The sequence below is a fragment of the Oerskovia jenensis genome, assembly GCF_016907235.1.
GTDB classification, from domain to species: domain Bacteria; phylum Actinomycetota; class Actinomycetes; order Actinomycetales; family Cellulomonadaceae; genus Oerskovia; species Oerskovia jenensis.
This window is the reverse complement of the sequence record NZ_JAFBBO010000001.1, coordinates 538,855-563,673: the sequence shown is the minus strand read 5'-3', so window position 1 is coordinate 563,673 and position 24,819 is coordinate 538,855. Positions and strand designations below refer to the sequence as shown.

The window sequence follows — 24,819 nt, the reverse complement described above, 5'->3', positions numbered from 1 at the left end:
CTCGTGCCCGGGCCCGCGACGCCGTCGGACGCGGACCGACGGGACGCTCCCGGGCTCGTCGACCGGTTCGGGCGCCGCCACCGCGACCTGCGGATCTCCCTGACCGACCGCTGCTCCCTGAGGTGCACCTACTGCATGCCCGCCGAGGGCATGCCCTGGCTCGCGTCGGACGACCTCCTGACCCTCGCCGAGATGACGCGGGTCGCGGCCGTGGCGGTGCGCCACGGGGTCGAGGAGATCCGGCTCACGGGCGGCGAACCGCTCCTGCGGCCCGACATCGTCGAGATCGTCGCGGGGCTCGCCACGCTCCCTGGCGCCCCCGAGGTCTCCATGACCACCAACGGGCTGCGCCTGCCGGCGCTCGCGGGCCGCCTGCGCGACGCGGGCCTGCGTCGTCTCAACGTCTCGCTCGACACCCTGCAGCGCGAGCGGTATGCGCGGCTGACCCGGCGCGACCGGCTGGGGCAGGCCCTCGACGGGCTCGCGGCAGCCGACAGGGCCGGGTTCACCGGGACCAAGCTCAACGCCGTGCTCGTGCGAGGCGTCAACGACGACGAGCCCGCGGACCTCCTGCGCTTCGCGCTCGACCGCGGCTACGAGCTGAGGTTCATCGAGCAGATGCCGCTCGACGCGGGTCGGACCTGGACCCACGACGGCATGGTCACGGCCGACGAGGTGCTCGCCTCGCTCGGCGGTGAGTTCGACCTGGTCCCCGTGCCGACGCGCGGGGCCGCCCCCGCCGAGAGATGGACCGTGGACGGCACGAGCGCGGTCGTCGGGATCGTCGCGTCCGTGACCCGGCCCTTCTGCGGAGCGTGCGACCGGATCCGCCTCACGGCCGACGGTCAGCTCCGCAACTGCCTGTTCGCGCGCGAGGAGACCGACCTGCGCACGCTCCTGCGGACCGGGGCGGACGACGACCGGCTCGCCGCGGCCCTCGGACTCTCGGTCCAGGCCAAGGCCGCCGGGCACACCGTCGGGAGCCCTGAGTTCCGACAACCCGACCGCGGCATGTCCGCGATCGGGGGCTGACCCCACCCCCACGACCGAACCCCGCACGAGAAGGAGTGACGAGATGCCCGCCATCACCCTGCGCTACTACGCCGCGGCCCGTGCCGCGGCGAACGGCCTCGACGAGGAGGTGATCGAGACCGAGAGCCCCGCAGCCGCCCTCCGGGCCAGCGCCCGCCGTCACGGCGAACCCATGCGCCGCGTGCAGGTCGTCTGCTCCTACCTGCAGGACGGGCGCGCGCTGCGCCCCGAGGCCGCGGCGGCTCCCGTCGCCGGTCCGGTCACGATCGACGTGCTCCCACCCTTCGCGGGCGGGTGAACGTGATGGCACGGTCCCCGGCGCGTGAGGTCTACCCGCCCCTGGACGCGGACGAGCCGCCCCACGCCCCTGGTCGACGCCGCCGGGCCGGGCTCCACGGCCCCGTCACCAGCGGGTGGCTCCTGGTGGCGAGCGTGAGCCAGCTCGGGGCCTTCATCGTCGTCCTGTGGTCCGGGCTGCGAGCGTTCCCCGTCATGACGCTGCCCGTGGCCGCTCTGCTCGTCGGCGCAGTGCTCCTGGCCCACTGGTCGACCTCGCTCGCCGTGTTCGCGGTGGGACGCGCACGGTTCCGGTGCCTCGAACGGCGGTACGTCACGTGGCTCGACGGACTGTCCGCCGACCAGCGGGCCGAGCACTGCCGCCGCGCGCAGCACCGGCTCGAGGAGCACCGGACGGCGCCCCGGCACTGGGTCGTGCCGGCCGACTGGTAGCAGCGAGACCCGGTGCCGCAGCGCGGGCACCGTGTCGCGGGACGTCCTGGCGCTGCGGCGAGCAGAACCCCGGGCGACGCATCGGAGGGCCTACGAGCGGCCCCCGGTGAGCTCGACGACGAGCCGGGCCGTGAGCGGCACGGCCACGTGGTGCCGCTCGGCGGCCCGCACGACCGCGCCGCCGATCGCGTCGACCTCGAGCGGCCGGCCCGCCTGCGCATCACGCTCCATCGAGGAGCGGGCGTCCGCGGGGAACCGGTCGTACAGCGCGAGCGAGGTGGCCGGGTCCGCCGGCGCGCCCGACGCCGTGGCCACCGACGCGACCTCGGTCACGAGGGCCTCGAGCTCGGCCCTGTGCACCGTACGGACCTCGCCGATCGTCGCGCGGTGCCGCGTGGTGAGCAGGGCCAGCGGTGCGAGGAACGACAGCTTGGCCCACACGAGCGCGGCCTCGTCGGCCCGGACCGTCGTCGTGATACCGGCGTGCGCGAGGAGGTCGCGCACGGCGTCGACCCGACCTCGCGGCGCATCGCCCGCCGCGAGGTCGATCTCGACGAACGGGCTCCCGTGCACGATCTGCCCCGGCGCGACACGCGTCGACTCGACCCGGATCACCGCGGGGACGACCCGCTCGGACCCGAACCGGTCCCGCAGCACGTCCAGGTGCTCGACGCCGTTGAGCAGCGGCACGACCACCGCGTCCCCGACCGCCTCGGACGAGACGAGGTCGAGGGCGTCCGCCAGGCCGGTCGCCTTGACCGCGACGATCAGGACGTCGACGGGGGAGACGAGGTGCGTCGCCGACCGGGCCTCGACGTGGAAGTCGCCGAGCTGGACGCTGCGGACGAACAACCCGCCCTCGTGCATCGCCGCGGCCGTGGCATCGCGTGCCACGAACGACACCCTCACGTCTCCGGTGCGGGCGAGCATCGCGCCCACGAGCCCGCCGACCCCACCGGCGCCCAGGATCGCGATGCTCGGACTCCTGGGGGGCAATCCCACTTTGAACTGTGGCAATTTCTCTCCTCTTCGCTCCGTCTCCCGACACAGGATCGGTCGTGAGGGGCGGCGTGTTGCTTGTCTTCCGCATGCACCATGCATCATGCTTGTGTGCGTGGCCAACCTATCAGCTTGTAGACGAATCTCGCTTTCCATGGAGACGAAAAGACGCCTTTGGAGTGAGAGTGGCGGATTTTGTCAGAATCCAACTTGTCGCACTAGGCGGCTTTTTGCCGATGAGGGCGATACTGATTTCGCTGAAATGGCGCACATAATTGCCGCGTCGAGTGGCGGGCCGCGCGACGATGATATGCCCACAATGACGCCGGAAGAAAGGGCGCATCACTCGAACATCGCCGTGCTCTGTGCGAACTGCCATACAATCGTCGACAAGGATGAATCCGGTTACCCGGCCGAACTGCTGCGGGGTTGGAAGCGGCGTCATCGGGACGCGATCGAGACCGTGCTCGGTTCGCCTGAGTTTGATAGCCGGGATTTGTTGCGTGAGTACATCAGCTCGAAGTTGGAGCAGAACTTGGCAATTCACGAGACGTATGGACCGGACGGCAGTCGGCTCGACGAGGCGCGTGCAGCACAGTGGCGTCGCCACGTCGTTGCAACAATTGTTCCCAACAATGCAGATATTTGCCGTGTCCTCAGCGCTAATCGCAGACTCTTGACCGCGGCCGAGAGGGGCATTGTGAGCCGCTATAAGCTTCATGTGGACGAGTTTGAACGGCGACATGTGCTGGATGACTTTACCGCGGGAGGGATGCGCTTTCCAAAAGAAATGCACCTTCTGCTTGAGGGGGGCGCGTGAGCATTCGAGGCTGGATAGTTCGGAAGCTTGATTCGTACAGCATTGATCTGCATCAAGACCACGGCATCGTCGTTCGTCGAGATGGATCGCCGGATGCTTTCGCGTATTGTATTGAGCCGAGTCCTACGTCGGTGTTTGACGAGGCTGATTTTGCAAGTGCGCTCGATGAGATGCCAGAGTTGCAGTTCCTCATTCTCGTGCGGCGAGACGCGACCGATCGTGCATACGAACTTGCGGCCGAGACGGGTGTTTGCCTAGACGGTTTCGGAGAGTTTCAGACGGCGCTGCGACTTCTGGACGACGTTTCTGAACATCGAAGTCGCGAGATTGAATATTTGCTCAATCGCTTGGAGGGGAATCGTGCAACCGTCCGAGTTGTGCGACGAGGAAAAGCGATCTTTGAGATCCACCGAAGCGCTCCGGCTCGTCCTGTCATAATAGTTGCGATCGATCATTACGAGGTCACTTCCGACGGCGTTTATGCGCTCATCAATTCGCGAGACGGTCTCAAGATTGACGCGATTGTATCGACTAATCCGTATGCCCGCGGATTTGCCCCCGAGGCGGTTCGTGCGGCGAGCAATGCAGGGGTTGACATTCTCCCTTTGAACGAGTTTTTGAGTCTGCTGGGCTCCAGGTGGAATTGATCAACAAGTGGCCAGTCCTCGTGGATTTGTGCAATGCCGCCCGCGACGCGGGAAGGGTCGATGTTTGGATTTTCGGCTCTTCCCTCTACTCAGAGTTTCCTCGCGACCTGGATTTACTGCTCGTCTATGAAAGTCGCGACGCGCTCTGCTTCATCCGGAGTGCCAGAGCATGGCATCTTGAGGAGCCGCCTGTGGAGATCATCGCGATGACTCGGGGTGAGGTTCGACACTATGATTTTCTCGCTCGTACTGGGGCGGTGTGTCTTCTTGATTGCGGTGTTGCGCAATGATGGTTTGGTTTGACGGGAACGAACGCGGTAGGACGTTCGTTGGTGTTTCACGACAGCCCTTTGAGCGCGGGCCGGCGAACGACGCCGGTGCGCTGGGACGAACGAGGGTGCGCTCGGCGCACAGCAAGGACGACACGATGCCGACGCGGCTGACGGAGACCACCTGCCCCTGGGTGTTCGACACGAAAACCGGCGTCGTCTACGGCCTCACGACTGCCGCGTGGTACACGGTCCCGGACATCGTCCGCCGGAGGGGCACGAGGGCGCTGCTCAAGACCGCGTGCGGTGTCGCCGGACTGGCTGTGCTGCTACGGACCGACGAGGGGCGCCAGGCGATCGAGGCTGTACGCTCGCTGCGCGACGCGGTGCGGGACGCCACGTCAGAGATCGACGGCGCCGACCGTTCGCCCGTCTGGGACGACCCAGTTCGTGATGCCACCCAAGGTCTCGACATCGACGAGGTCCCCGACGACACCGTGCACAGCCTGACGTCCATCGAAATCTCTCCTGCGGGCAAGGCGGTGATCGTGAGCGGCGCGGCCGTCGTCCTCGGGGTCACGACCATGTTTGCCGTCTTCGGGGAAAAGGCCGCCTACCGGTGGGGCGAGCGCATGCGCGCCCGCGGGGTGCGCGCGCCCCACCTGCGCGTGGGGCTGACCATCGGTGCCGCGACGGTGCTTCTGGGCGGTTTGGACCTTTGGACAGACGACGAGGCGGACGCCCCGGCGCACTGAGCACCGCGGCCGACGGGCCGCCCGCTGGCCTGGTCTACGGAGTCCTGCGAGCCCGCGACCGCAGACCGGAGAGGTCCGCGGTCAGCCGAAGAGCGCCGCGAGCCGGGGGAGCCGACGGCGGTTCTCGTCCTCGTCGTCGAAGTCCCAGCTCTCGCCCGCCGGGTCGGTCGAGGCCCCGACCGACGTCTCGCCGTCGCCGGCGTCCGGGACCGCCCGTGCCGAGGCGGCGGTGTCTCGCGCCTCGTAGTACTCCTCGTCGCCGTGCCCGGTGGCCCGCGTCCAGGCGTCGCCCACGAGCGAGCTGAGCGACTCGTACCCGAACCAGCCCTTGTCGCTCGCCATGGCTGCGACGACGGGGTGCTCCGCGAGCGAGTCCGGGTCCGCGACCGTCCGGGTGAACACGTCACGCCCGGCGAGGACGAGCCCGTCGCGGAAGTCCATGAACCCGTCGTCGCTGCAGCCGCCCTCGATCAGGTACGCCGCGCCCCACACGGGCCAGGCGTAGGCCGTCGCGCTCACCTCGTCGGACACGGCGGCGAACGCGAGGATCTCGTCGGGGGACAGCCGCTCGACGAGCACGGCGGTCAGGGCGGCCGGGAGGGGGTCGTCCTCGGCGCCGCGGTCGTCGGCCCCTCGGCCTGCCCGGGTGCGTGCGTCGTCGAGGATCTGCCAGAAGGTGTCGTGGTCCATGCCGGGAAACCTAGGGACACCCACTGACACCCACTGACACCCACTGACACCTGCGCACCCGGGGCGCGGCCCGTCGAGGTCAGAGCGCTCCGCTCGCGGCGGTCTCGACCACGCCACCCACGCCGTCGAACGTCAGCAGACGGTCGGCGATCTTGTCGATGAAGTAGCGGTCGTGGCTCACGACGACCACGGCGCCGGGGAAGTGCGCGAGCGCGCGCTCCATGACCTGTGCGCTCGTGAGGTCGAGGTGGTTGGTCGGCTCGTCGAGCACGATGACCGAGGCGCCCGACAGCAGGCACTGCGCGATCGCGACGCGGGCGCGCTGACCGCCCGAGAGCGTGCCGATCTTCTGCTTGAGCTCCATCTCGGAGAACTGCAGCATCGTCAGGAATCGGTTGACGTTCTTCTTGGTCGCCGAGTAGGCGAGGGTCCCGGGGGCTGCGCTGACGGCGTGCGCGACCGTGTCGTCCAGGTCGAGGTCGGCCACGACCTGGTTGTAGGAGACGAACGTCGAGTTCTTCTTCCACGTGATCTGCCCGGCGTCGGGCGGCGTGATCTCGGTGAGCACGTCGAGGAGCGTCGACTTGCCGGACCCGTTCGCGCCGACGACGGCGACGCGGTCACCGCGGTGCAGCGCGAACGTCAGGTCGCTGAACAGCGGGTCGCCCCCGAACCCCTTGGTGAGCCCCTCGACCTCGACGAGGCGCTCGCTCACGTGCAGGTCCGCGTAGATGGTCGTGATGATCTGGTCGACGGGGCGCGGAGCCTGCCGCTTCTTGATGTCGGCGAGCTTGCGCTTGAGGCCACGGCTCTTGTCCTTCGCGGCCTGCTTGCGGGCGTCGCTGGCCTCGACCTCGTACGCGAGCAGCTCCTCCTCGTGCGCGAACTGACGCTCGATGGTCTTGATCCGCGACTGCTTGGCGTGCACGTAGTCGGAGTAGCCGCCCTCGTACTCGTGCAGGCGTCGGTTCTCGATCTCGACGATCCGGGTGACCGCGCCGTCGAGGAACTGACGGTCGTGCGAGACCACGAGCACCGCGCCCGGGTACGTCTGGAGCCAGTTCTCGATCCAGCGCACGCCGTCGAGGTCGAGGAAGTTCGTGGGCTCGTCGAGCAGCAGCACGTCGGGGCGCTGCACGAGGATCCGCGCGAGCGCCGCACGGTTGCGCCAACCGCCCGAGAGCTGGTCGACCGGGAGGTCGCGGCGTGCGGCGTCGAACCCGAGGCGCGTGAGGACCGTGTCGATCGTGTTCTCGTACGACCACCCGTCGAGCGCGTCCATGCGCTCGAAGAGGTCGGCCTGCTCGGTGAGAAGCCTGGTCATCTCGTCGCCCCCGTCGTCCATCAGGTCCGGCTCGGCGAGGCGCTCGCCGATCGCGTCGAGACGCGCCTGCGTCGAGTGGACGTCGGCGAACAGCTCGCTGAGCTCCTCGGCCGCGCTACGGTGCCCCGCGAGCTCGGAGAACTGCGAGAAGTACCCGATGCTCACGCCGAGGTTGACGTCGACCGTCCCCGACGTGGGTTCCTTGCGGCCCAGGATGAGCTCGAGGAACGTCGTCTTGCCCGTGCCGTTACGGCCCACGAGCCCGACGCGCTCGCCCTCGCGGAGCTTGAGGAAGGCGTCGCGCAGCACGACCTTGTCGTCGAACTGCATGCTCACGGCGTTCAGGCGGATCAGGCTCACAGGGGTCCTCTCGGGCACCGTGCCGGAGGTCGGCACGACGGGAGAACACTACGCGGAGCGCCCGTCCGGACGGTCGTCGGTCACCGTTCGACGACCGTTCGTCGCACGGCACCTACCGCTCGTCGCACACCTCGACCGTCCGTCGACGTGACCTGGATCACGGCACGTCGACGTCCCTAGCCTTTCCCGGTCGGACGCAACGACGCGACCTTGGGAGAGAGAACAGATGACGACAGACATCCGATCGACGGCGGACACCGCCCCGGACGACGGGCTCTCGCCCGACCCGACGCTCCCGCCGACCGCGGTCCCGGAGGCTGCCCTGAAGCCCCGCTGGACCTGGCAGAAGGTCGCGCTCTGGACCGGCATCGCGCTGCTCGGCGGCGTGGCCTGGGTCATGCTCGCGCTCGTGCGCGGCGAGACCGTCAACGCGATCTGGTTCGTGTTCGCCGCGGTCTGCAGCTACCTCATCGGGTACCGCTTCTACTCCAAGGTCATCGAGCGGTACATCACGCGCCCCGACGACCGCCGCGCGACCCCCGCCGAGGTGCGCTCGGACGGCAAGGACTACGTCCCGACCGACCGCCGCGTGCTGTTCGGGCACCACTTCGCCGCGATCGCGGGCGCCGGCCCGCTCGTCGGACCGGTCCTGGCCGCCCAGATGGGCTACCTGCCCGGCACGGTCTGGATCATCGTCGGCGTCATCTTCGCGGGCGCCGTGCAGGACTACGTCGTCCTGTTCTTCTCGATGCGCCGCGGCGGCCGCACGATCGGCCAGATGGCCCGCCAGGAGCTCGGCCGCATCGGCGGCACGGCCGCGATCGTCGCGTCCCTGCTCATCATGCTGATCATCGTCGCGATCCTCGCGCTCGTCGTCGTGAACTCCCTGGGCGAGAGCCCCTGGGGAGTCTTCAGCGTCGCGATGACCATCCCCATCGCACTCTTCATGGGCGTCTACCTGCGCTACCTGCGCCCCGGGCGCATCACCGAGGTCTCGATCATCGGCTTCGTGCTGCTCATGGCCGCGATCGTCGGTGGCGGCTGGGTCGCGAACACCTCGTGGGGTGCCGACCTGTTCCACCTCGACCGCACGACCATCGCGATCGGCATCATCGTCTACGGCTTCGTCGCGGCCGTCCTGCCCGTGTGGCTGCTCCTGGCCCCGCGCGACTACCTGTCGACCTTCATGAAGGTCGGCGTGATCGTGATGCTCGCGGGGGCCATCGTGATCGTGCGCCCCGAGATCTCTGTCCCCGCGGTCAGCGAGTTCGCGAGCGGCGAGACCGGACCGGTGTTCTCCGGGTCGCTCTTCCCGTTCCTCTTCGTGACGATCGCGTGCGGCGCCCTGTCCGGCTTCCACGCCCTCATCGCCTCGGGCACGACGCCCAAGCTGCTCGAGAAGGAGCGCCAGACGCGCTTCATCGGGTACGGCGGCATGCTCATGGAGTCCTTCGTCGCGATCATGGCGCTCGTCGCCGCGATCTCGCTCGACCGCGGCATCTACTTCGCCATGAACGCCTCCGCGGCCGCGACCGGCGGGACCATCGAGGGTGCGGTCGCGTTCGTCAACTCGCTCGGCCTGGCCGGCGTGAACCTCACGCCCGACATGCTGTCCTCGACCGCGGCGGCTGTCGGCGAGGAGTCGATCGTCTCGCGCACGGGTGGTGCCCCCACCCTGGCGCTGGGCCTGGCGCACATCATGCAGCAGCTCTTCGGCGGCGCCGCGATGATGGGCTTCTGGTACCACTTCGCGATCATGTTCGAGGCGCTGTTCATCCTCACGGCCGTCGACGCCGGGACGCGCGTCGCGCGCTTCATGCTCCAGGACTCGCTCGGCAACGTCGCCCCGAAGTTCCGGGACGTGACCTGGCGACCCGGGGTGTGGTTCTGCACCCTGGTCATGGTCGCCGGGTGGGGCAGCATCCTCTACCTCGGCGTGACCGACCCCCTCGGCGGGATCAACACGTTCTTCCCCCTGTTCGGCATCGCCAACCAGCTCCTGGCGGCCATCGCGCTCGCGGTCGTCCTGGCGATCGTGGCCAAGCGCGGTCGCTCGTACTTCCGCTGGCTGTGGATCGTGGCCGTGCCGCTGGCCTTCACCGCGGTCGTGACGATCACGGCGTCGTTCGAGAAGATCTTCTCGCCCGTCCCCGCCGTCGGGTACTGGGCCAACCACAACGCGTTCAAGGCCGCCCTGGCCGCCGGGGAGACCTCGTTCGGCACCGCGACGTCGGTCGAGGCCATGGAGGCGGTCGTGCGCAACACGTTCGTCCAGGGCACGCTGTCGATCATCTTCGTGGTCCTCGCGATCGTCGTGATGGTCGCGGCCCTCGTGACGACCGTGAAGGCGCTGCGTGCGGGGGGAGGCGAGAACCACGAGGACGAGCCCGTGGCCTCGCGCCGGTTCGCTCCCGCCGGGCTCCTGACGACCGCGACCGAGAAGGAGATCGAGGCCGAGTGGGCCCAGCTCCCGCCCGAGAAGCGGCCCGTGTCCTCGGGCGCGGGGCACTGACGTGGGGCCCGTGCGCGACGCGCTCGCCCGCGCGGCGAGGGGTACGGCCTGGTACGTCCGCCAGCTCATGGGCGACGACGCGTACCGGGTGTACGTGGAGCACCGCCGCGCCGCGCACGGGCCCGACGTCCCCGTCCTGACCGAGCGCCAGTTCTGGCGCCAGCGCATGGACGACCAGGACCGCAACCCGGGCGCCCGCTGCTGCTGAGCGCGGGGTGCCGCGGGGGACGCGCCGGGCGCGCGGCCCCCGCCGTCCGACGGCGTCAGCATCGGGTCGCTCGCGGCGCCAGTCCGTCACCCTCGGCGAATAGGATCGCGACATGTCCGGACCCGTGTTCACCGGGGCCGTCGTCGGCCTGGTCGTCGGCGTCCTGCTCACCGCCGCGCTGGTCCTCGCGTGGCGGCTGGCACGCGGCACGCGCGAGCTCGGCAGCGACTCCGAGCGTGCGACGTTCAGCACGCTGCACCTCGCGTCGCGCGCGGCTAAGCACCTGCGGGACGGCCTCGAGGGCGACGACGTCGGACGCGCCGCCCGTCACCTGCGCACCCTGCTCGGCTGCGAGGGGCTCGCGGTCGTGACGGCCGACGGCGTCGTGGCCCTCGACGGCCCGGCCGCCCTCCGGGCCGAGGCGCAGCGCGTGGGCGCCCGGACGATCGAGACCGGGAGGCGACAGGTCTACGCGGGCGGCGAGCCGTCGTCGGGCACGGTGGAAGCCGTGGGGGCGCCCGTGCTCGCGGGCGGTGCCGTGGCCGGGGCCGTCGTCGCGTTCGCGACGCGCGTACGCCCGCCGCTCGTGCGGGCCACGGGCGAGGTCGCGCAGTGGTGCTCGGCCCAGCTCGAGCTGGGCGAGCTCGAGACCTCGCGCACCGCGCTCGCCCAGGCCGAGCTGCGCGCCCTGCGCGCCCAGATCAGCCCGCACTTCATCTACAACTCGCTGGGCGCTATCGCGTCCTTCATCAGCACCGACCCCGAGCGGGCGCGCGACCTCGTGCTCGACTTCGCGGACTTCACGCGCTACTCGTTCCGGGGCCGTGGCGACTTCACGACGCTCGCCGACGAGCTGGGCAGCATCCACTCGTACGTCGAGCTCGAACGTGCGCGGTTCGGGGACCGCCTGACCGTGACGCTCCAGATCGCGCCCGAGTCCCTGTCGACCGTCATCCCGTTCCTGTCGGTCCAGCCGCTCGTCGAGAACGCGGTCCGGCACGGCCTCGAACCGCGCGAGCGGGGTGGGCGGATCGTCATCAGCGCGCGCGACGAGGGCACCCAGACCGAGATCACGGTCGAGGACGACGGCGTCGGCATGTCTCCCGAGACGCTGCGGACCCTGCTCGCGACGGGCTCTCGCGCGACGAACGTCGGGCTGCGCAACGTCGACACGCGCGTGCGCCAGCTCTACGGCGACCAGCACGCGCTCGAGATCGAGACGAACGAGGGCGCGGGTACCCTCGTGCGGATGCGCGTCCCGAAGTCCCAGCCCCAGCACGAGACCGAGGTGAGCAGGCCGTGAGCGACGACCCGCCCCGCCTCGCCCCGGCCGCCCCGCCCGTCGACAGCCCGGCGCAGGGCGCCACGCCCCGGCCCGACGGCGTCGACGTCCTCGTGGCCGACGACGAGCGCCCGGCCCTCGACGAGCTGACCGCGCTGCTGCGCCGCGACCCGCACGTGCGCTCGGTGCACGGTGTCGCGTCGGGCGCCGAGGCCCTGCGCTGGCTGTCCGAGCATCCCGTGCACGTCGCGTTCCTCGACATCCACATGCCGGGCCTGACGGGGCTCGACCTCGCCCGGGCGCTGTCGCGGTTCTCGGTCCGGCCCGCGGTGGTGTTCGTGACGGCCGACGAGGCCCGGGCCACCGAGGCGTTCGACGTCGAGGCCGTCGACTACGTGCTCAAGCCCGTGCGGCGTGAGCGGCTCGCCCGCGCGGTCGAGCGGGCCGTCGCGGTCCAGGCGGCCGCGTCCCGTGCCGTCGAGGGCGCGCCGCCCCGAGGCACGAGCGGCACGGGCGGCACCGGTGGCACGGTCGCCCGCGACGGCGAGCGGTCCGGCCCGACGACGCAGGTCCCCCCGGCCGACGAGACCATCGCCGTCACGGTCGGCACGACGACGCGCGTCGTGCTGCGCTCGGCCGTGCGCTGGGTCCAGGCCCAGGGCGACTACTCGCGCCTGGTCACGGACTCCGACAGCTATCTGGTGCGCGAGCCCCTCTCCGACCTCGAGGAGCGCTGGACCCCGGCGGGCTTCCTGCGCGTGCACCGCTCGTACCTCGTCGACCGTGCCGCCGTGACCGCGGTCCGCCTCGGTGGCGCGCACCCGGTCGTGGTCGTCGCCGGGCAGGAGGTTCCCGTGAGCCGGCGCATGGCGCCGTCCGTGCGCGACGCGCTCCTGCGCCGCCCAGGGGGTCGTCCGTGAGCTCGCAGGAGCCGCTGCCGCGGGTCGTCGTCCGCTCGACCGACCCCCTGCCGCCCAGCCCGCCGGACGCCCCACCGGCCGCGCCGGGCGCGGGGGAGGAGGCGCCGTCGGGCGGGGTGCCCGGGGGCCCTGGTGACACGCCCGGGCCCGACGGCGGGAGCGAACCCGCGGCCGTCTACGCCCGCAGCCTCGCGCGCACCCAGCTCCGGCTCGCGCTCGCGTGCGTCGTGTCGTTCCTGGTCGTGGTCGCGCTGCTCACGGTCGCGATGAGCGCGGTGCCGACGCTGGGCGACGTGCACGTGCTCGGCGTGCCCCTGCCGTGGCTGCTGCACGCGTACGGCTTCTACCCGGTCATCGGGGCGTTCGCGCTCGTGTTCGCGCTGGCCGCCGCCCGCAACGAGCGGCGCTTCCGCGCGCTGGTGGACGACGAGTGAGCTCGGCCCTGCCGCTCGTCGCGGTCGGTCTGCTGCTGCTCGCGACCGGGCTCATCGGCTTCTACGGGCTGCGGATCTCGCGGACCACGAGCGACTTCTTCGTCGCGTCCCGGACGGTGCAGCCCGTGTGGAACGCGTCGGCCATCAGCGGCGAGTACCTGTCGGCCGGGACGTTCCTGGGACTGTCGGGGCTCGTCCTGCTCTCGGGGGCAGAGGCATTCTGGTTCCCCGTCGGGTACGCCGCGGGCTACCTGCTCGTGCTGCTGTTCGTGGCCGGGCCCCTGCGGCGCAGCGGGGCCTACACGATCCCCGACTTCGTCCAGGCGCGGCTCGACTCGCTCGCGGCCCGGCGCGTCACGAGCGTCCTGGTGCTCGTCATCGGGTGGTTGTACGTCGTGCCGCAGCTCCACGGCGCGGCGCTCGTCATCACGACCGTGGCCCCCGTGCCGCCATGGGTCGGGTCGGTCGGGGTGGCCGCGGTCGTGAGCGCCGTGGTCGCCGCGGGCGGCATGCGCTCGGTCACGTTCGTCCAGGCGTTCCAGTTCTGGGTCAAGCTCACGGCGCTCGCGGTCCCCGTGGTCTTCCTGCTCGTCGTGCTCGGCGGGCAGGACCTGACGCTCGACCCGGCGCAGGTCTTCCCGCCCGAGGCCGGGCCGCGCGCGTACGACACCTACACGACGGCCTCGCTGCTGCTCGCACTGCTGCTCGGCACGATCGGCCTGCCGCACGTCCTCGTGCGCTTCTACACGAGCCCCGACGGCGTCTCGGCCCGGTGGACCACGGTCGTGGTGATCGGCATGATCAGCGTCTTCTACATGGTCTCGAGCACCATGGGACTGATCGCCCGCGTCGTCGCCCCCGACCTCGCCGAGCCCGGCGTCGCGGACACCGTGGCGCTCGTGCTGCCGTCGCGGCTCGTGCCGGGCCTGGGCGGCGAGCTGCTCTCGGCGCTCGTGATCGCCGGGGCGTTCGCGGCGTTCCTCGGGACGTCCTCAGGGCTCGTGGTCTCGCTCGCGGGCGTCGTGAGTCAGGACCTGTTCGGCGGCACGGTCCGCTCGTTCCGCTGGTCCGCGGTCGCGTGCACGATCGTGCCCCTCGCGTTCGCGCTCGTGACCATCCCGCAGGGGCTCGTGACGAGCGTCGGGACCGTGTTCGTGTTCGCGGCTTCCGCGCTGTCCCCGACGATCCTGCTGGGCGTGTGGTGGCGGCGCCTGACCGCGCGCGGGGCGATCGCGGGCATGGTCGTCGGCAGCGCGCTGTGCGCCGCGGCGCTCCTCGTCACCTCGGCGCTCGGGCCCGGCGACGGGCTCGCACGCAGCCTCCTGGCCCAGCCCGCGGCCTGGACGATCCCGCTCGCGACCGCCACGACCGTCGTCGTGTCCCTGCGCGACCGGCGCGGGCCGCAGCCCCGCACGGACCGTTTCCTGCGGCGGCTGCACGTGCCCGAGCGCGCTCCCGAGCGCTGAGTGCATGGTTCGGCGGCGACACGCCCGGCGAGTCGCCGCCGAACCACGCACTCAGCGCTCGGCTCCGGAAATCCCCGCGACGCCTTCGCCGTCCGTGGGTATCGTCGGAACCGGTGGACGTGAGGCGTGACGACCCTCGGCCCGGACCTCGTGGCCCGGGCACGCGACCCCCGCGCGTCCGGCGGACCGACGAGAGGCCGGGACCTCCCGGCGAAGGAGTGGTGGCACCGCGACCTAGCCCCCGCCCGCTCCTCCAGGGCCTTCGCCTGCTGGAGGAACCATGAGACCACCGACCCCGCCCGTCCCTCCGACGCCGACCCCGGCAGCCCCGTCCGCGGCGCACCGGACCCTCGCCGCCGACCTGCCCGCCCTCCCACCCGGCACGCCCGTCACGCTCCGTGGCTGGGTGCACCGGCGTCGCGCCCTCGCGACCGTCACCTTCCTCGTGCTGCGCGACCGGTCGGGGTCGGCCCAGGTCGTCGTGCGCGCGGGCGACGGGCAGGTCGTGCCGCCCGAGGAGACCGTGGTCGAGGTCACGGGCCTGACGACGGCGAACGTGCAGGCTCCGGGCGGGGTCGAGGTGACCTCGCCGGCCGTCGTGCTCCTCACCGACCCTGCCGTGACCCCGCCCGTCGAGCTGTGGCGTCCCTCGCTCGACGTGGGGCTCTCCACGATGCTCGACCATGCCGCGGTCGCCTGGCGGCACCCCGCGCAGCGCGCACGCTGGGAGGTAGCGGCCGCGTCCTTGCGCGGGTTCCGCGAGGCCCTCGACGCCCGGGGGTTCACCGAGGTGCAGTCGCCCAAGATCGTCGGGTCGGCGACCGAGTCGGGGGCCGAGGTGTTCGCGCTCGACTACTTCGGACGCCCGGCCTTCCTGGCGCAGAGCCCGCAGTTCTTCAAGCAGCAGCTCGTCGGGGTCTTCGAGCGCGTGTACGAGGTGGGGCCGGTCTTCCGGGCCGAGCCGCACGACACCGTGCGGCACCTCGCCGAGTACGTCTCGCTCGACGTCGAGCTCGGTTTCGTCCGCGACCACCGCGACGTGCTCGGAGTCCTGCGCGACGTCCTGGCCGGCATGGCAGCCGCGGTCCACGAGCACGCCGGGGCCGCCGTCGCGACGCAGGGCTTCGCCGTGCCGGTCGTCCCCGACGAGATCCCCGTGATCCACTTCGCCGAGGCGCTGGCCCTCGTCGGGGCCTCCGCCGACGAGCCCGACCTGGCGCCCGAGCACGAGCGCGCGCTGGGACGGTGGGCGCTCGCGGAGCACGGCAGCGACCTCCTCGCGGTCGAGGGCTACCCGATGGCCAAGCGCCCGTTCTACACGCACCCGCAGCCGGGCGACGCGCGGTGGAGCAACAGCTTCGACCTGCTCTTCCGAGGCGTCGAGCTCGTCACGGGTGGTCAACGCCTGCACCGGTACGCGGACTACGTCGCGGCGATCACGGCCCGTGGCGAGGACCCGGCCGCGTACGCGACGTACCTCGAGGCGTTCGAGCACGGGATGCCGCCCCACGGGGGATTCGCGATCGGGCTCGAACGGTGGACCGCGCGCCTGACGGGCGCGGCGAACGTCCGCGAGGTCACGCTGTTCCCGCGCGACCTGCACCGGCTCGCGCCCTAGCGGGCGGGAGCGGGGGCGGGAGCCGTGGCGACCGGTGCCCGCAACCCGGCACGGGGGACAACCCCACCCCGTTCGGGGGACTGGCCGGATGGTCCGGTTCGTCCCCCGCTCGTTACGTTCGAGGCTCGCACCACGACGGGGGTTTCGAGTTGAGGACGACGACGACCAGGCGGACCGCCGGGGCATCCACCGAGGATGCCCTGGCGGTCTCGCCGTTCGCCCTGCAGGTCGCAGGGATCACCAGGACGTACACGGTGGGCAAGCGGTCGGTGCACGCGCTGCGAGGGGTGTCCCTGGCTCTGCCCAGGGGCAGCTTCACGGCCGTGATGGGGCCGTCGGGCTCGGGCAAGAGCACGTTGCTGCACTGTGCCGCGGGCCTCGACCGACCGACGGGCGGCTCGGTCCACCTGGGCGGCGTGGACCTGTCCACGCTGACCGAGGACGAGCTCACGGCTCTGCGCCGGGGGCGCATCGGGTTCGTCTTCCAGGCCTACAACCTCCTGGGGTCGTTGACGGTCGCGGAGAACGTCGGGCTGCCGCTGCGGCTCGCGGGCGAACGGGCGGACCCGGCGTGGCTGCGTGAGATCGCGGCCCGGGTGGGGATCGAGGACCGCCTCGACCACCGTCCGAGCGAGCTCTCGGGCGGGCAGCAGCAGCGCGTGGCGATCGCGCGGGCGCTCGTGACGCGCCCCGACGTCGTGGTCGCGGACGAGCCGACCGGGGCGCTCGACACGCGGACGAGCAAGCAGGTCCTCGAGCTGCTGCGGTTCCTGGTCGACACGCTCGGCCAGAGCGTCTTCATGGTCACGCACGACCCGGTCGCGGCATCGTTCGCGGACCGCGTCGTGTTCCTGGCCGACGGGCAGGTCGCGGGCGAGCTCGAACGGCCCACCCCGGAGCAGGTCGCGGACCGCATGACGCACCTCGGGGAGTGGTGAGCGTGCTGGGTCTCGCGCTGAGCACGCTGCGCGCGCGCCGCAGGAGCTTCGTCGGCCCGTTCGTCGCGCTGTTCCTGAGCGCGATGCTCGTCGCGGCGTGCGGGCTGCTCATGGAGTCGGGCATCCGGCAGGGCATCGGCCCCGAGCGCTACGCGGGCGCGGACCTGGTCGTGACCGCGAAGCAGTCGCTCGCGGTCGACGTGGACTACGACGAGCCCTTCGGCGGGCGGGTCCCCCTGCCCGCGTCCGCGGTCGACGAGCTCGCCGCGATCCCAGGGGTCGAGCGCGCGGTGGGCGACGTCGGGGTCGCGCTGAGCGCCGTCGGGCCGTCGGGGGACCCGGCCGGGACGATCGACGGGCGCCCGCCCGTGGGTCACGCGTGGTCCACCGCGGACCTGGGGCCGTTCGTCCTCGCGCGAGGCGAGCGCCCGACGGCGCCGGGCCAGGTCGTGCTCGACGACGCGCTCGCCGGGCGGCTCGCCGTGGACGTGGGCGACGACGTCACCCTGGCCGTGGGCTCGACGCCGGGGGAGTACCGGGTGACCGGGATCGTCTCCCCGCCCGCGGGGGCCGGAGCCCTGCGCCAGGGCGTGGCGTTCCTCACCGACGAGCAGGTCGCGGACCTGGCCGCCGCGCGCTCGGCCCCCGGTGAGGCAGGCGCACGCGACGAGGTCGACGCCGTGGGGATCGTGGCCGCGGAGGGGACGGACGTGCGGGCGCTCGCCGCGGACGTCCGGGAGCGGACCGGGCTGACCGTGCGCACGGGCGCCGCCCGCGGCTCGGTCGAGTTCGCCGACGCCTCCGGGTCGGCGACCACGCTGATCGCGATCGCCGGGAGCTTCGGCGGGATCATGCTCCTGGTCGTCGTGTTCGTCGTCGCGAGCGCCCTGGGCCTCGTGGTGCAGCAGCGGCGGCGCGAGCTCGCGCTGCTGCGCGCGGTCGGCGCGACCCCGCGGCAGGTCCGTCGGATGATCTCGGCCGAGATGCTCGTCCTGTCGACGACGGCGGCCGTCCCGGGGGCGCTCCTGGGCATCGTCGCGGTCCGGGGCCTGCATGCCCTGTTCGTCCGCGCGGGGGTCGTCTCGGTGGACTACCCGGTCGCGGTGGGCCCGCTGCCGGTCGTGATCGCCGTGGTGCTCACGGTGGGCGTGGCCTGGGTCGCGGGGCGGATGTCCGCGCGTCGCGCGATCAGGGTCAAGCCGGTCGAGGCGCTGGGCGAGGCCGCCGTGGAGACCCCGCGGTTGGGCGTCACGCGTACCGTGATCGGCGTGGTCCTGCTCGCCGGCGGGGTGTTCCTGTCGATGCTGCCCGCGTTCGTCGCGGGCGAGGACACGCTCGCGGGAGCCGCGGTGTCGGGCATGGTGCTCGTGATCGCGGTCGCGCTCCTGGGCCCGCGGATCGTGCACGCCCTCGTGCTGCTCGTCGAGCCGTTCCTGCGGCGCAGCCCGCACGCGAGCACCTATCTCGCGGGCCGCAACACCCGCGCGAGCTCGCGGCGGCTCGCGGGGGCCGTCGTACCGCTCGTGCTCGCGATCACCATCACGGTCGTGCAGGTCTCGCTCGGGGCCGCGCAGGTGGCCGAGACCGAGCGTCAGGTGGCCGACGGGCTGCGCGCCGACCTCGTGCTCGCGAGCAGCGGCACGGGACTCTCTCCCGACCTCGCGGGCCAGGTCGCGGACGTCCCGGGCGTCGCCTCGGTGACCCCGACCGTGCGGAGCCAGGCCCTCGTGCGCTTCCCCGAGTCGGACGGGACGCTCACGGCCGAGGCCTTGAGCACGCAGGGGGTCGATCCGTCGGACCTGGCCGCCGCGATCGACCTGGACGTGCGCGAGGGGTCGACCGACGCCCTGCGCGGGCAGTCGGTCGCGCTCAGCGTCACGGGGGCGAGCAAGGCGCGGGCCGGGCTCGGGGACACGATCGAGCTCTACCTCGCGGACGGCACCCGGACCGAGCCCGTCGTCGTCGCGATCTACGGCCGGGGCCTGGGGTTCGGTGACGCCCTGCTCCCGCACGACCTGGTGCTGGGCAGCACGGGCGACGGGCTCGACGGCTCGCTGTTCGTGGTGGCCGAGGAGGGGGTCGACGTCGCCGGGCTCGCGGCCTCGCTCGACGACGTGGTGGACGCGCACGCGGGCGTCGTGCTCGCCGACCGGGCCTCGCTGGTCGCCGCCGAGAAGGCGGCGCTCGAGGCCAGCACGTGGACCTCGATGATCCTGCTCGTCGTGCTTTTCGGGTACGTCGCGCTCAACGTGGCGAACTCGCTCGTCATGTCGACGGCCGACCGGCGGCGCGAGCTCGCGCTGCTGCGCCTGGTCGGGACGCGGGACCGGCAGGTCCTGCGGATGATGCGGGTCGAGGCCGGCGTGGTGGTCGGCATCGCGGTGCTCGTCGCGACCGTGATCCTCCTGCCGCCGCTCACGGGCATCAGCCTCGGGCTGAGCGAGGGGCAGCGTGCGGTACCGGCGTTGTCACCCGTGGCGTACCTCGCGACGGTCGCGGGGGCGGCGCTCGTCGGCTACCTCTCGATGATCCTGCCGACCCGCGCCGCTCTGCGGGGCAGCCCGGTCGAGAGCATCGGGCTGCGGGAGTGACGTGAGGGCCTGGTCCGGCCGTGACGCGCGGGATCCCGGCCGCACCACGCGCCTGCGGCCGGGACCCCGCCCTCGCGCCGGACCGCCGACGGGGTGACGATGGACACATGTCCACCGTCGGACCGGTCGTTGTCGGGTATGACGGGTCGCCCTCGGCGACCTCCGCAGTGCGCTGGGCCGTGCGCGAGGCCCGACGCCGAGGTGCCCGCCTGGAGGTCGTCTACGCACGCGACGCGCACGACACTCACCTCGAGCCCTCGTTGCCCGGTGGCGGGGAGAACGCGCAGGCAGGCGCGCGGGCGCTCGCCGAGCGCGGCCGGGTCCAGGCGCTCGAGGTCGAGCCCGACGTCGAGGTCGAGGCGACCGTGGAGTACACGACCGCCGCGGCCACGCTCGTCGGCACCTCGCTCGACGCCTCGATGGTGGTCGTCGGGTCGGGGGACCACGGGCGGGTCCGCGGCGAGCTCGGCGGCTCGGTGGCGCTCGCGGTCGCCGCGCACGCGCACTGCCCGGTCGTCGTGGTCCACGGGGACGTCGAGGCTCTGCGAGACGTGAACCTGCCCGTGGTCGTGGGGGTCGACGGCTCGACGCACGCGACCGGCGCGCTCAGCCACGCGGCCGAGGTCGCGGTCTCGCGCGGTGCGTCCCTGCGGGTCGTGGTCGCGTGGTGGACGCGCGCCTCGGCGCACCTCGAGAGCTACATGGCCGCGGAGTTCCCGCGCGAGCGCGCCGAGAACGGGGCCGAGCGACTGCTCGCAGCGGCGCTCGCGCAGGTGCACGAGGAGTACCCGGACCTGGAGGTCGAGGGGTCGACCGTGGAGGCGCAGCCGGCTCCCGCGCTGGTCAGGGCCTCGGAGGGGGCCGAGCGGCTCGTGGTCGGCTCGCGCGGGCGGGGAGGGTTCGCGGCGCTCGTCCTGGGGTCGGTGAGCCACTCGCTCGTGCGTGACGCGCACTGTCCCGTGACGATCGTGCGCTGAGCGGCGTTCCCGGCGGTCGGCGTGATCCCGACCACATCTTCGGTTCTGAGGGTTTCACCCGGTCGGGATGTTTGGTTAGGCTCACCTGTGTGAGCCACACCTTATCGGGAGCCGACGACGCCACGGCCACCCAGGACGACGCCCGACCGGCCATTGCCGGGACCGGCCTGAGCCTCGGGTACGACGGGACCGCCGTCGTGCACGACGCCTCCCTGCGCCTGCTCCCCGGCCAGGTCACCGCGCTCATCGGGCCCAACGGGAGCGGCAAGTCGACGCTCCTGCGCTCGCTCGCCCGGCTCCACAAGCCCGTCCAGGGGACCGTGAGCCTGCCCGACGTCCCGGACGCCCTCGCGCTGCACCCCAAGGACTTCGCGCGCCGCGTGACCCTGCTCTCGCAGAGCCGGCCCACGCCCAACGGCGTGAGCGTGCGCGACGTCGTCGGGTACGGGCGCCACCCGCACCGGGCGCGCTTCCGCTCCACGGACCCCGACGGCGCCCGCGCGATCGCCTGGGCCATGGACGTCACCGGCGTCGCGGCGATGGCCGGGCGCGGCGTCGACGAGCTGTCGGGCGGCGAGCTCCAGCGCGTGTGGCTCGCGACCTGCCTCGCGCAGGACACGGGCGTGCTGCTGCTCGACGAGCCCACGACCTACCTGGACCTGCGCTACCAGGTCGAGATCCTCGACCTCATGCGCGACCTCGCGGACGACCACGGCGTGGCCGTGGGCGTCGTGCTGCACGACCTCAACCAGGCGGCCGCGGTCGCGGACCACGTCGTCCTGCTCCAGCGCGGCGTCGTCCGTGCCGCGGGCGAGGCCGCCGACGTCCTGACCGCCGACGCCCTGAGCGAGACCTACGGCATCCGCATCGAGGTCACGCACGACCCGCTGACGGGCACGGTGCAGACCGCGCCCGTCGGGCGGCACACGACCCGCAGGCTCGTCGCCGTCCCCTGACGCCCCGAGCCAACTCACCGTGCTGCCGCGCACCCCGGCGCGGCAGCCCACCGAGCCCCGCCTCCCGGCGCGGGCAGCACCCTGAAGGACACAGGACCCCCATGCGAAAGACCCTCCGGACCGGCCTGCCCGCCGTCCTGCTCGTGACAGCGCTCACCCTCACCGCGTGCGGCACCACGGAGGAGGCCGACGCCGGTGGCGCGTCCAAGGCCCCCGCCGCCGACGCGGGCCCCGTCACCTTCACCGACGAGCGCGGCGAGCAGACGCTCGACGCCCCCGCGACCGAGGTCGTCTCGCTCGAGTGGGGCCTGACCGAGAACCTGCTGGCGCTCGGCGTGGACGTCGTGGGCCAGGCCGACGTCGAGGGCTACAACACGTGGGACACCTCGGTCGCGCTCGATGCCTCGACGCCCGACGTCGGGATGCGCGGCGAGCCCAGCCTCGACGCCATCTCCGCGCTCGAGCCCGAGCTCATCGCCGTCACCACGGACACCCCCGACAACGTGATCGACCAGCTCGCGGACATCGCGCCCGTCGTGACCCTGCGCGGCTCCGACGGCACCGACCCGATCGGGTACATGCGCCAGACCGTCGAGACCCTCGCGACCGCCACGGGCACCGAGGACAAGGGCACCGAGCTGCTCGAAGGGTTCGACGCGAAGATCGCCGAGGGCAAGAAGGCCCTCGAGGAGGCCGGCGTCGCGGGCGCCTCGTACGTCATGGCCGACGGCTGGGTCAACAACGGCACCGTCTCGGTGCGCATGTACACGCCCGGCTCGTTCCTCGGCGCGGTCGGTGCCGAGCTCGGCCTGGCGAACGCGTGGACCGGCGAGGGCGACCCCGACTACGGGCTCGCACAGACCGACGTCGAGGGCCTGACGGCGCTGAGCGACGTCCAGTTCGTCTACGCCGCGAGCGACTCCGAGGCCGACCCGTTCGCCGACGGCCTGGCGGGCAACGCGATCTGGGAGCAGCTCCCGTTCGTCGTGGCCGGTGACGTGCACCGCATCCCCGACGGCATCTGGATGTTCGGCGGGCCCGCGTCCGCGAACGCCTACGTCGACGCGCTCGTCGCGGCACTGACCCAGTGAGCACGAGCGCCCCGGGGGGACTCTCGACGGCCCGGCACGAGGTCCCGGACGACAGCACCGGACTCCTCGCCCCGCCGGTCCCGCCGGTTCCCCCGGGGCGCTCGCGCCTCCGGTTCCGCCTGACGGTCGCCTCGGCGTTCGTCGTCGGGATCCTCGCGGTCCTGGTGCTGGCCGGGGTCCACCTCACGCAGGGGACGGCCGACGTCGGGCTCGGCGACCTGCTGCGTCTCGTGACCGGCGGCGACGCCGACGCCGACCGGACCGCCGCGGCCGTCCTGGTCGCCTCGCGCCTGCCGCGCCTGCTCGCGGGCCTCCTCGTGGGCGTCTCGCTCGGCGCGGCGGGCGCCGCGCTGCAGTCCGTGGCGCGCAACCCGCTCGCCTCGCCCGACACGCTCGCGGTCAACGCGGGCGCCTACGTCGCGGTCGTGGGCGCGGCCGTGATCGGCGTGACCCTGCCGTTCTACCTCTCCGGGACGCTCGCGCTGATCGGTGGGCTCGCGGCGTCCGGCCTCGTGCTGGTCCTGGCCCGCGGCGGCGCCGCCGGGCCGACCCGGCTCATCCTCGCGGGCTCGGCCATCACGCTCGCGCTGCACTCCCTGACGACCGTGCTGCTCGTGCTGTTCCAGCAGGAGACCATGGGGCTGTTCGCGTGGGGGAGCGGCTCGATCGTCCAGTCCGGCACGTCGCAGGTCGTGCTCGCGGCCCCGCTCGTGGTCGTCGGCCTCGGTGGCCTGATCCTCGTGGCCCACCGCCTGGACCTGCTGGCGCTCGGCGACGACACCGCGACGGTCCTCGGGATCGACGTGCGCGCGACGCGCGTCGTGACCATCCTGCTCGCGGTGCTGCTCTCGGCCACGGCCGTCACGGTCGCGGGCCCGGTCGGCTTCGTCGGCCTGTGCGCCCCCGTGGTCGTGCGCCTCGTGGCCCGCAGGGTCCCCGGGCTCAACCGGCACCGCGTGCTCATCCCGCTGGCGGGGATCGCGGGCGTGATCGTGGTCCTCGGTGCCGACGTCCTGCTGCGCCTCGTCCTGCCCGGCACGTACGGCGTGGCGGTCCCGACGGGCGTCATCACGACCGTGTTCGGTGCAGTGGTGCTCGTGTGGCTCGCGCGCCGGCTCAAGGACTCCGGTCCCGCCGCCGGGACCCGCGCCGCGCACGTCCGGCCGCGCGGCGCCCGCCGCGCCCTGGTCGTGATGACCGTCCTCGTCGCGCTCCTGGTCGCGGCGACGGTCGTCGCGCTCCTGCTGGGCGACCGGCTCCTGCTCACGGGGGACGTCCTCAACTGGGCTGCGGACCAGGCGGGCAAGCAGGTGAGCTTCGTGCTCGACCAGCGCGTCCCGCGCGTGCTCGCCGCGATCCTCGCGGGGGCGGCGCTGGGCCTGGCCGGGACGGTCGTGCAGGCCGTGTGCCGCAACCCGCTGGCCGAGCCCGGCCTGCTCGGCGTGACGGCGGGCGCGGGCCTGGGCGCCGTCGGGGTCGTGCTGCTGGTTCCCGGCGTCGGCATCATGGGCATGTCCCTCGCCGCGGTCGTCGGCGCGCTCGGCACGTTCGCGATCGTGTACCGCCTCGCGTACCGGGGAGGGTTGAGCTCGGACCGGCTCGTGCTCATCGGCATCGGCATGAGCACGGGCGCCACGGCCCTGACGACGCTCGTGATCGTGGTCGTCGCGCCCTGGAACCTCAACGTCGCGCTCACCTGGCTGTCCGGGTCGACGTACGGACGGACCTTCGACCATCTGATCCCCGTCGTCCTGGCGCTGCTCGTGGTCGTGCCCGTCGCGGTGCTCCACCGGCGCGAGATGGACGTCCTGGCTCTCGACGAGGACACCCCGCGCGTCCTGGGCCTGCGCCTGGACCGCACGCGCCTGCTGCTCCTGGGGGCCAGCGCGGTCCTGACCGCCGCCGCGGTGTGCGCGGTCGGGGTCGTGGGGTTCGTGGGGCTCGTCGCCCCGCACGCCGCGCGTGCCCTGGTCGGTTCGCGCAACGGCCGGGTGATCCCGGTCGCGATGCTGCTCGGGGCCGTCCTGGTGAGCGTGGCCGACACCGTGGGGCGGACGGTCATCGCGCCGGCCCAGATCCCCGCCGGACTGACGACCGCGCTCATCGGCGCCCCGTACTTCGTGTGGCTGCTGTGGCGCAGCCGCGGCCGCGAGGCGTGAGAGTGATCCCGACCACACGTTCGGCTTCAGGGGTTCACCCGG

General features: G+C 72.5%; 22 protein-coding genes. 19 read left to right on the top strand and 3 right to left on the bottom strand.

Features of this window, described 5'->3' with window-relative positions; all coding sequences use genetic code 11:
• Nucleotides 1-3 precede the first annotated feature (3 nt).
• The 3 genes from moaA to JOD49_RS02565 are packed head-to-tail and all read left to right on the top strand — an operon-like array spanning nucleotide 4 to nucleotide 1,761.
• Complete coding sequence (moaA, locus tag JOD49_RS02575; RefSeq protein WP_205308752.1) at nucleotides 4-1,032, top strand: GTP 3',8-cyclase MoaA; 1,029 nt, start codon at nucleotides 4-6, stop codon at nucleotides 1,030-1,032.
• A gap of 43 nt (nucleotides 1,033-1,075) precedes the next feature.
• On the top strand, nucleotides 1,076-1,330 hold the full coding sequence (locus JOD49_RS02570) for a MoaD/ThiS family protein (RefSeq protein ID WP_239525124.1): 255 nt from the start codon (nucleotides 1,076-1,078) through the stop codon (nucleotides 1,328-1,330).
• A 5-nt stretch (nucleotides 1,331-1,335) separates the two neighbouring features.
• Entirely contained in the window at nucleotides 1,336-1,761 is a 426-nt protein-coding gene (locus tag JOD49_RS02565) for a hypothetical protein (protein WP_205305848.1), read from the top strand.
• Between the two features lie 90 nt (nucleotides 1,762-1,851).
• Here the strand turns inward: JOD49_RS02565 and JOD49_RS02560 are convergent, their stop codons facing one another.
• Nucleotides 1,852-2,763, bottom strand: coding sequence for a ketopantoate reductase family protein (locus JOD49_RS02560; protein ID WP_205305847.1), 912 nt, complete (start codon nucleotides 2,761-2,763; stop codon nucleotides 1,852-1,854).
• A gap of 112 nt (nucleotides 2,764-2,875) precedes the next feature.
• On the opposite strand from JOD49_RS02560, the gene JOD49_RS02555 reads away from it, so the two are divergent.
• The 3 genes from JOD49_RS02555 to JOD49_RS02545 all read left to right on the top strand — a co-directional run bounded on the left by JOD49_RS02555 (nucleotide 2,876) and on the right by JOD49_RS02545 (nucleotide 5,251).
• Entirely contained in the window at nucleotides 2,876-3,580 is a 705-nt protein-coding gene (locus tag JOD49_RS02555) for a hypothetical protein (RefSeq protein WP_205305846.1), read from the top strand.
• Nucleotides 3,577-4,227: a hypothetical protein gene (locus JOD49_RS02550; RefSeq protein WP_205305845.1), complete on the top strand. Its 651-nt coding sequence runs from the start codon at nucleotides 3,577-3,579 to the stop codon at nucleotides 4,225-4,227. The genes JOD49_RS02555 and JOD49_RS02550 overlap by 4 nt, the downstream gene beginning before the upstream one ends.
• A 427-nt stretch (nucleotides 4,228-4,654) precedes the next feature.
• The gene (locus JOD49_RS02545) at nucleotides 4,655-5,251 is read left to right on the top strand and encodes a hypothetical protein (RefSeq protein WP_205305844.1); all 597 of its coding nucleotides are present in this window, start codon (nucleotides 4,655-4,657) and stop codon (nucleotides 5,249-5,251) included.
• An 81-nt stretch (nucleotides 5,252-5,332) separates the two neighbouring features.
• Here the strand turns inward: JOD49_RS02545 and JOD49_RS02540 are convergent, their stop codons facing one another.
• Together JOD49_RS02540 and JOD49_RS02535 are read right to left on the bottom strand one after the other, a co-directional pair.
• A complete protein-coding gene (locus tag JOD49_RS02540; RefSeq protein WP_205305843.1) occupies nucleotides 5,333-5,941 on the bottom strand; it encodes a DUF4240 domain-containing protein in 609 nt (202 codons plus the stop codon).
• Between the two features lie 79 nt (nucleotides 5,942-6,020).
• Nucleotides 6,021-7,625, bottom strand: a complete 1,605-nt coding sequence (locus tag JOD49_RS02535; RefSeq protein ID WP_205305842.1) for an ABC-F family ATP-binding cassette domain-containing protein — start codon at nucleotides 7,623-7,625, stop codon at nucleotides 6,021-6,023.
• Between the two features lie 226 nt (nucleotides 7,626-7,851).
• On the opposite strand from JOD49_RS02535, the gene JOD49_RS02530 reads away from it, so the two are divergent.
• From JOD49_RS02530 to JOD49_RS02470, 13 genes are all read left to right on the top strand, one after another.
• On the top strand, nucleotides 7,852-10,137 hold the full coding sequence (locus JOD49_RS02530) for a carbon starvation CstA family protein (RefSeq protein ID WP_205305841.1): 2,286 nt from the start codon (nucleotides 7,852-7,854) through the stop codon (nucleotides 10,135-10,137).
• Nucleotides 10,138-10,147: 10 nt separating this feature from the next.
• A complete protein-coding gene (locus tag JOD49_RS02525; RefSeq protein WP_372441189.1) occupies nucleotides 10,148-10,345 on the top strand; it encodes a YbdD/YjiX family protein in 198 nt (65 codons plus the stop codon).
• Between the two features lie 112 nt (nucleotides 10,346-10,457).
• Nucleotides 10,458-11,648: a sensor histidine kinase gene (locus tag JOD49_RS02520; protein WP_205305839.1), complete on the top strand. Its 1,191-nt coding sequence runs from the start codon at nucleotides 10,458-10,460 to the stop codon at nucleotides 11,646-11,648.
• A 92-nt stretch (nucleotides 11,649-11,740) separates the two neighbouring features.
• The gene (locus tag JOD49_RS02515) at nucleotides 11,741-12,547 is read left to right on the top strand and encodes a LytR/AlgR family response regulator transcription factor (protein ID WP_307822671.1); all 807 of its coding nucleotides are present in this window, start codon (nucleotides 11,741-11,743) and stop codon (nucleotides 12,545-12,547) included.
• Nucleotides 12,544-12,981, top strand: coding sequence for a heavy metal transporter (locus JOD49_RS02510; protein ID WP_307822327.1), 438 nt, complete (start codon nucleotides 12,544-12,546; stop codon nucleotides 12,979-12,981). The genes JOD49_RS02515 and JOD49_RS02510 overlap by 4 nt, the downstream gene beginning before the upstream one ends.
• Nucleotides 12,978-14,447 (top strand): sodium/solute symporter, encoded by a 1,470-nt coding sequence (locus JOD49_RS02505; RefSeq protein WP_205305837.1) that lies wholly within the window; start codon nucleotides 12,978-12,980, stop codon nucleotides 14,445-14,447. The genes JOD49_RS02510 and JOD49_RS02505 overlap by 4 nt, the downstream gene beginning before the upstream one ends.
• Before the next feature lie 280 nt (nucleotides 14,448-14,727).
• Nucleotides 14,728-16,065, top strand: coding sequence for an aspartate--tRNA(Asn) ligase (gene aspS, locus JOD49_RS02500; protein ID WP_205305836.1), 1,338 nt, complete (start codon nucleotides 14,728-14,730; stop codon nucleotides 16,063-16,065).
• Between the two features lie 149 nt (nucleotides 16,066-16,214).
• Nucleotides 16,215-17,003, top strand: a complete 789-nt coding sequence (locus JOD49_RS02495) for an ABC transporter ATP-binding protein (protein ID WP_205305835.1) — start codon at nucleotides 16,215-16,217, stop codon at nucleotides 17,001-17,003.
• Nucleotides 17,000-19,594 (top strand): ABC transporter permease, encoded by a 2,595-nt coding sequence (locus tag JOD49_RS02490; protein ID WP_205305834.1) that lies wholly within the window; start codon nucleotides 17,000-17,002, stop codon nucleotides 19,592-19,594. The genes JOD49_RS02495 and JOD49_RS02490 overlap by 4 nt, the downstream gene beginning before the upstream one ends.
• 107 nt (nucleotides 19,595-19,701) lie before the next feature.
• On the top strand, nucleotides 19,702-20,571 hold the full coding sequence (locus JOD49_RS02485) for a universal stress protein (protein WP_205305833.1): 870 nt from the start codon (nucleotides 19,702-19,704) through the stop codon (nucleotides 20,569-20,571).
• An 89-nt stretch (nucleotides 20,572-20,660) separates the two neighbouring features.
• Nucleotides 20,661-21,527 carry an ABC transporter ATP-binding protein gene (locus JOD49_RS02480; protein ID WP_372441188.1) on the top strand — a complete coding sequence of 289 codons (867 nt, stop codon included), beginning with the start codon at nucleotides 20,661-20,663 and terminating at the stop codon, nucleotides 21,525-21,527.
• 101 nt (nucleotides 21,528-21,628) lie between these two features.
• The gene (locus JOD49_RS02475) at nucleotides 21,629-22,618 is read left to right on the top strand and encodes an ABC transporter substrate-binding protein (protein WP_205305832.1); all 990 of its coding nucleotides are present in this window, start codon (nucleotides 21,629-21,631) and stop codon (nucleotides 22,616-22,618) included.
• The gene (locus JOD49_RS02470) at nucleotides 22,615-24,777 is read left to right on the top strand and encodes an iron ABC transporter permease (protein ID WP_307822326.1); all 2,163 of its coding nucleotides are present in this window, start codon (nucleotides 22,615-22,617) and stop codon (nucleotides 24,775-24,777) included. Before JOD49_RS02475 ends, JOD49_RS02470 begins: the two co-directional genes overlap by 4 nt.
• The last annotated feature ends 42 nt before the right edge of the window (nucleotides 24,778-24,819 follow it).

Coding starts and splice junctions, on each gene's coding strand:
- JOD49_RS02570 (WP_239525124.1), top strand. CDS start 1,076: ATGCCCGCCATCACCCTGCGCTACTACGCCGCGGCCCGTGCCGCGGCG.
- JOD49_RS02565 (WP_205305848.1), top strand. CDS start 1,336: ATGGCACGGTCCCCGGCGCGTGAGGTCTACCCGCCCCTGGACGCGGAC.
- JOD49_RS02545 (WP_205305844.1), top strand. CDS start 4,655: ATGCCGACGCGGCTGACGGAGACCACCTGCCCCTGGGTGTTCGACACG.
- JOD49_RS02540 (WP_205305843.1), bottom strand. CDS start 5,941: ATGGACCACGACACCTTCTGGCAGATCCTCGACGACGCACGCACCCGG.
- JOD49_RS02530 (WP_205305841.1), top strand. CDS start 7,852: ATGACGACAGACATCCGATCGACGGCGGACACCGCCCCGGACGACGGG.
- JOD49_RS02520 (WP_205305839.1), top strand. CDS start 10,458: ATGTCCGGACCCGTGTTCACCGGGGCCGTCGTCGGCCTGGTCGTCGGC.
- aspS (WP_205305836.1), top strand. CDS start 14,728: ATGAGACCACCGACCCCGCCCGTCCCTCCGACGCCGACCCCGGCAGCC.
- JOD49_RS02485 (WP_205305833.1), top strand. CDS start 19,702: ATGTCCACCGTCGGACCGGTCGTTGTCGGGTATGACGGGTCGCCCTCG.
- JOD49_RS02475 (WP_205305832.1), top strand. CDS start 21,629: ATGCGAAAGACCCTCCGGACCGGCCTGCCCGCCGTCCTGCTCGTGACA.